Raw genomic sequence first — 7,163 nt, forward strand, 5'->3', positions numbered from 1 at the left:
TGGAGTTGTTAACCATATCTTAGCTAAACTTGGTCTTGAAAGGATCTATTTCCTCTCTAAACCTGAATTCTTTAGAGGGATTTTCACAGGAATGAATATATGGAAAAGTACTGGATTTAATGCTGTTATATATCTTGCTGCTCTTACATCTGTTGATGAATCTCTTTATGAAGCTGCAAAAATTGATGGTGCTTCTAAATTTCAACAACTTAGATATATTACAATCCCATCAATTATTCCAACTATAGTTGTTATGCTTGTTCTTAAAGTTGGAAGCATGCTTAATGTTGCATTTGAAACTATATTACTTTTATACCAACCAGCAACATACTCAACTGCTGATGTTATTAGTACCTATGTATATAGAACTGGAATGTTAATGCAAGATTTTGGTCTTGCTACAGCTGTTGGTTTATTCAATGCTATTGTTGGATTTTTATTAGTATATAGTGCAAATAAATGGAGTAAAAAAATAACTTCATCAAGTCTATGGTAGAATTTAGGAGGAATTAAAAATGGCTAAAATTAAAAAATCAATAGATGAAAAAGTTTTTGATATTGCTAACTATGTTTTACTAGCAATTTTAGGTATATTATTTATCTATCCAATTATATATGTTTTTTCTGCATCTGTTACAAAACCATATTTTTTAGAAATTGGAGATATGGTTCTTTTTCCAAAAGGATTCAATCTTGACTCTTTTGTAGCAGCATCTAAACTTGAAGGTTTTTGGCTTTCTTATGCTAATAGTATCTTTATTACTTTCTTTGGTACTTTTGTAAGTATGATTTTCACTGTTACAGGTGCATATGTTTTATCAAAGCCTGAACTTAAGTTTAGAAAATTAATAACTATTCTTGTTGTTGTTACAATGTGGTTTGACCCTGGTATGATCCCTAAATATCTTAACTTTAGAGATCTTGGAATGATAAATAGTTATTCCTCTGTTATTTTAGGATTTGCTATTAATACCTTTAATGTTATTATTTTAAAAAGTTTCTTTGAAGCAGTTCCAAAATCTCTTGAAGAATCTGCAAGAATTGATGGTGCTACTCAGTGGCAAATTATGACAAAAATTTATATTCCTCTTTCAACGTCAGCATTAACTACTGTTTCATTATTTTATGCTGTCTCTAGATGGAATGGATACTTCTGGACAATGATTTTACTTACTGATGATTCAAAAGTTCCTTTACAAGTATTCTTAAAGAAATTAATTGTTGAAAAAGATATGGCTGGAGAAGCTGCTCAAATGATAACACAAAGCAGTTTAACTTCCCCTCAGTCAATTATTTATGCTGTTATTGTTCTATCAATCTTACCTATACTTGTAATTTATCCATTCATTCAAAAGTTCTTTAAAAAAGGTGTAACTTTAGGAGCTGTAAAAGGATGATTGATGAAAAAGAACTCTTTTATACTGCTAACTTAATTTGTAATAACACATTTATATTTAATCATAAATGGGATATGGAAGTATGTAGAGTACCTTTTTCTTTTGAAGAAAATATTATTTGGACTAAAAATCCCTTTGGTGATCCTGAATGGACTTTCATCTTAAATAGACATAAATATTGGATTTTCTTAGGAAAAGCATACTCTGTATCAAAAGATATTAAATATTTTAATGCTTTTCATAATCAAATTAACTCTTGGATAGATAATGTTAATATTTTTGAAAATGAATTTAAAGATTGTTCAAGAACTATTGAAATGGGAATTAGATGTATTAACTGGTGTAAAGCTCTTTATATTTTTCAAGAAGAACAAATTCTACCTGATAATTTAGAAGAAAAGATATTTAACTCTTTAAATGAACAAAGCAAAGTTCTTATAGGAACTTATGATGACTTTAGAATCCTTAGTAATTGGGGAGTCCTTCAAAATTGTGGACTCCTTGTATTCTCTTTATATTTTAAAGAGAAAATTGATTTTAAATATATCTTTAATTTAGCAATGGAAAGACTTGAATATCAATGTCATATACAAATTCTTCCAGATGGAACTCATTGGGAAAGATCTCCTATGTATCACAATGAAGTTCTAAACTCTTTACTCGAAGTTTCTATTTTTTTAAACAGATCAAATATATCTATTCCAGAATTTATTCTTAAAAGTATTGAAAAATTAGCCTATGTTAATTTAGCAATGATAAAACCAAATTATTATCAACCTATACAAGGAGATAGTGATCATACAGATTTAAGAGAAATTTTAACTAGGTGTTCTGGAGTTTTAGGTGATGAAACTTTAAAATCTTTAGGATATTCATCTATAAATTTTGAAACACAGTGGGATTTAGATAAAAAAAGTAAAGAAATATATAGTGCTCTTCAAAGTAAAAAACCTTTATTTACTTCTATTGCTTTAAAAGATAGTGGTAATTTTTATTTAAGAGATGAATTTAAAGAGGATGGAAATTATTTGTGGTTTAGTTGTGGTCCCATTGGAAGCGGACATGGACATGGGGAAAATCTACATTTTGATTTAACATATAAAGGTGAAGATTTCTTTATTGACTCTGGAAGATTTACTTATATTGATGATAATAAAGAAAGAGTTTATTTAAAAACTCCTTTTGCTCACAATACAACAATTATTGATAATATACCTTTTTCAACTTTTAATAATGCTTGGGAGATTTGTTCATCTGCTTTGCCTTTAAATTCTTATTATATTTTTGATGAAAAATTTGATTATGTTGAATGTGGACACTTAGGATATTTATCTCTTTCTAATCCAGTTATTACATTTAGAAAGATATTTTATTATAAACCAAATTTATGGATTATTATTGATGAATTCCAAGGTAATGGAGAGCATACATATAATCAGATATTTAATCTTCATCCAGATAAAAATATCTCTCTAAAAGAAAACTCTGTTAAGATTTCTGGAAAAAATAATCTATTTTTAACTTTTTTAGATAAACAAGATATTCAAATAGAAGAGTCCATTTTTTCTAAAGAGTATAACTTTAAAGAAAAAAGTTTTAAACTTTTAACTACTATTAAAAGTTTAAATACAACTACTCTTTTTACTGTTATTAGTGATAAAAAGTTGAATATTGAAGAAATTAATGTTTGTAGGGGAGATAAATCAATAGTTCCAAAAGAGGAAGCTAGAGCTATTAAAATAGAGATATCTAATACGCATAGTTTAACATTCCTCAATACTACTAAAGAGATAAATAATCAAAAAAAGACCTATTTAATAGAAAATACTCTATTTTATGGTAAAGTTGCTTTTATTGATTCTAAAGATAATTTAAAAACACTTAGAGTTTTAAAATATTAAAATGAGGAGAAAACTCTCCTCATTTCTATTTTTCCTCTTGATAATATTTTGCAGGAGAAGTCCCCTCATATTTTTTAAAAACTCTAATAAAGGTGTTAGAACTATTACATCCTACTAATTCTGCTAGTTCTTTTACTTTTATATTTGGATTTTCCTTCATTATTTCTTTAGCCTTTTCTATTCTATATCTACTTAAATAATTTTTAAAATTATCTCCAATAACCTTTTTAAATAAGATACTTGTATATCTAAAAGAAAATCCTAAAAAATCAGCTAAATCATCTAATGAAAAATCCTTTTGATAGTTTTCTAATATATATTTTTGAATCTTCTCTCTAATATTCTTCATATCTGTATCTTCTGATACATCTTTTAACTTACAAATTTCAATGGCTAAATTTGTAAATAATATCTTTATCTTTTCAACAGAAGTCTCTTTTAATAATACTTTTAAATCTATATCTATATTTTTTTCATTTTTAAAGGTTGAAATTTGTAATAATATTCTATCTAAAGTATTATATAATAAACCTAATAAAATTTTCACTTTATTTTTATCTAAGTTTTCCTCTATATCTTGAAATATTTCATCTATTATTTTTTTAGATCCTATAATATTACCACTTAATATTTTACTAGCTAATCTTCCCTCTCTTTCTATTGGATATACAACACTTAAATTACTTTTGTCTATTCTATTGTAGAATAAAACTTTTTTCATAGTAAAAAGAAATTTCATATCTAAAGTTTTTTTACAATTTATATACTCTTGAGGTAAATTTTCTAACTCATAAAAATCCCTTGAAACTGAAGCAACTAAATCAACGCTATATTTTCCCTCTATATTTTTTAAAATATATTCAAATCCATCTTCTAATATATTTTCATCCTCTTCTGGAATTATAAACAACAAACTTTTATAATCAACATCTAAATACTCACAACTTCCTTCTGATAAAAAAGAACTTTTTAAGTAATCTCGCCCTAAAAAAAAGTTATCAAATGCTAAATCGTCATTGTCTGTATCATATATCTCTATTAAAACTAAATTTAGTTTTTTACCCTTTAAACTATTTATTTTTCTTGTTAATTGACTTATATCATCTATTTCTCTTATTCCTAAAATGTAATCTCTTAAATTTTTTCTTCTACCAATTACTGATAAATCATCTATTTTACTATTTAAAAAAGCTTTCTCTAAATATAATTCATCTATTTTTTCCTCTATAAACTTAATCTCTCCACTTTTATCACTAATTTCATTTGATTTTGTTGAATATCCAACTTTTTTAGCTAAATTTAAAATAGGTTTTTCCAAAACCTTTATAACATAAATAATAAGTAAATACATAAATAATGTAATAAAAAATATCTTTAGTAATTCATTTATTAAAATAATATTTAAATGTTCATTCTCTGCTTTATAAAGTATATTAAAATTAAAAAAAGAATTTTTAAATATTTTATCTCCAACATCTAGTTTTTTATCTATTTTAGAATCTGTTAATGAATATAATTTCCCATTTTTTTCTAGAAACCAATTGTTACTACTATCTTCTAAAAAATTATTAAAAAATATTTTTTTATCTAAATTAATAATCCAAAATTTCAAATCATCTTTTTTAAACCTATCATTTTTTATTAAAAAATTAAAATTATTTTCTTTTTCTGATATTAAAATTTCACCTTTTTTTATTTTATTTTTATTAAAATTTAGCATATTAAAAAGTTCATCTTTTGATATACTTCCATTTTCAAATAAAACTACATCACTATTCTCTTTTCCTAATGAAATTGTATATCCAAATTTTCCATAAAAATTATTTTTATCTCTTATACTTTGAAACGCTTGAAGTTTCGTATATTGTGACTCATTTTCGTCATAACTTTGAACTTCTTTTGAATTTTCAAGTTCATTTAATGATAAAGAAAGAACTTCTAATTTTAAATTTATATATTCTATCAATTTTTCTATTTTTAATTTATTTTGTTTTTGATAATTATTCTTTTCCCTAATATAAGATAATTTCATTAGTAATATATTCGTTATTATAAATAATAATATTAATATCTTTTGATAATTTTTTATTTTCTTTAATCTCAATATAACTCCCCCTTTTTATTTCCCCCTCTTATAAAATACACTTTTTTTACAAAAGTGTAAAGAATATGTTTGAAATATTCCGTTTTATTTCATATTCATTTTTCTATTTAGGTCTATTTGTGAAATAATGACTATTGAAAGGTACTTTCTTTATAGTTATAATTAAGATAAGTTATTATTAATATTAAGGGGGCCATATATGATATTAGAAAATAGATATGCTAATCATCCACAAGATTCAAAACACTACACAACTGAGGAGATTAGAGATCATTATCTTATTAAACAAGTTTTTGTAGAAAATGAAGTTAATTTAACATACTCTCATGTTGATAGAGTAATAGCTGGTGGAATAATGCCAACTGATAAAATTGTTGAACTTAGCAATTGTAAAGAGATTGGATCAGATTACTTTTTAGAAAGAAGAGAAGCTGGTATTATTAACGTTGGTGGTTCTGGAAAAATAATTATTGATGATGTTGAATATAAAATGAATTCTAAAGATGGAATCTATATAGGAATGGGCTCTAAAAAAATAATCTTTACTTCTGATTCTAAAGAAAATCCTGCAAAATTTTATTTAAATAGTACTCCTGCTCATTGTTCTTATCCTATTGTTAAAATAGATATTGCTAATGCCAATGCTGTGCCTTTAGGAGATATAGCTAGTTCTAATAAAAGAACTATCTTCCAATTTGTACATCCTGCTGTATGTAAATCATGTCAGCTTCTAATGGGAATGACTATTTTAGATGAAAATAATGTATGGAATACAATGCCTACTCACACTCACGAAAGAAGAATGGAAGTTTATTTCTATTTTGATATGAATGAAGACTCTAGAGTTTTCCATTTTATGGGAGAACCTCAAGAAACTAGACATATTGTTGTTTCAAATGAACAAGCTGTTATCTCTCCATCTTGGTCTATACATTCAGGTGTAGGAACAAAAAATTATACTTTCATTTGGGGAATGGCTGGAGAAAATCAAACATTTACTGATATGGATCATATACCTATGGAAAATTTAAAATAAATAAAACAAAAAAGTTTCGGATTTTCCGAAACTTTTTTATTACCAATATTTCTTCCAATCTTTTTTAAACATTCTTGTAAGCGCCTCTAAATAGAAGTAGTCACCCCATATATTACACTCTTTTACTCCTGAATTATGAGGAATAGAGTAAACTGCATCTGTTAACAATCCATTTGATTCCTCTATGTTTTTAGTTGTATATTTTTTAAGTAAAGATTCCATCATTTTTTGAGCAGCATTTAAATAGATCTTTTTATCAGGATCATTTTCATCTAAATACTTATCCATCTCTAATATCCCACAAATAGCTATTGCTGCAGCAGATGTATCTCTTGGCTCATTTGACCCATCATTAAAAAACAAATCCCAATAACAAATATCATCTTCTGGTAAATTATTTATAAAATAATTTGTTACTTTTTTATATAAATCAATATATGCTTCATCTTTTGTATACCCATAAGCTAATGGAAACCCATATACTCCCCAAGCTTGTCCTCTTGACCAAGCTGATGTATCTGAATAACCTTGAGCTGTTACCCCTCTTACAGGCTCTCCTGTTTCTGGATTAAAATAGTATGTATGATGTGTTGAATAGTCTTCACGGACAACAACTTTTGATGCAGTTTTAAAGTGTTTTTTTCCTATTTCTGCATATTTTAAATCTCCTGTTACTTCACTTGCCCAAAAAAGTAAAGGCATATTCATATTACAATCTATAATTA

General features: G+C 25.6%; 6 protein-coding genes. 4 read left to right on the forward strand and 2 right to left on the reverse strand.

All coding sequences use genetic code 11. From position 1 onward, the window contains the following. The 3 genes from Q0V09_RS05545 to Q0V09_RS05555 form a co-directional block, all read left to right on the forward strand. Positions 1-496 (forward strand): ABC transporter permease subunit (locus tag Q0V09_RS05545; RefSeq protein ID WP_297487561.1); only part of this gene is annotated, 496 nt, incomplete at its 5' end. Between the two features lie 19 nt (positions 497-515). Beyond that, positions 516-1,397 (forward strand): carbohydrate ABC transporter permease, encoded by an 882-nt coding sequence (locus Q0V09_RS05550; RefSeq protein ID WP_297405903.1) that lies wholly within the window; start codon positions 516-518, stop codon positions 1,395-1,397. Further along, complete coding sequence (locus Q0V09_RS05555) at positions 1,394-3,298, forward strand: alginate lyase family protein (protein ID WP_297405904.1); 1,905 nt, start codon at positions 1,394-1,396, stop codon at positions 3,296-3,298. Before Q0V09_RS05550 ends, Q0V09_RS05555 begins: the two co-directional genes overlap by 4 nt. Before the next feature lie 25 nt (positions 3,299-3,323). Here the strand turns inward: Q0V09_RS05555 and Q0V09_RS05560 are convergent, their stop codons facing one another. Next, positions 3,324-5,402, reverse strand: coding sequence for a helix-turn-helix transcriptional regulator (locus Q0V09_RS05560; protein ID WP_297487562.1), 2,079 nt, complete (start codon positions 5,400-5,402; stop codon positions 3,324-3,326). Positions 5,403-5,601: 199 nt separating this feature from the next. Between Q0V09_RS05560 and kduI the strand changes: the two genes are divergently transcribed. Next, a complete protein-coding gene (gene kduI / locus Q0V09_RS05565; RefSeq protein ID WP_297405906.1) occupies positions 5,602-6,438 on the forward strand; it encodes a 5-dehydro-4-deoxy-D-glucuronate isomerase in 837 nt (278 codons plus the stop codon). Between the two features lie 39 nt (positions 6,439-6,477). Here kduI and Q0V09_RS05570 read toward each other — a convergent pair. Then, positions 6,478-7,163: glycoside hydrolase family 88 protein (locus Q0V09_RS05570; protein ID WP_297487564.1), on the reverse strand; the 686-nt coding region annotated here is incomplete at its 5' end.

The sequence above is a fragment of the uncultured Cetobacterium sp. genome (assembly GCF_947039425.1).
Lineage (GTDB): Bacteria > Fusobacteriota > Fusobacteriia > Fusobacteriales > Fusobacteriaceae > Cetobacterium_A.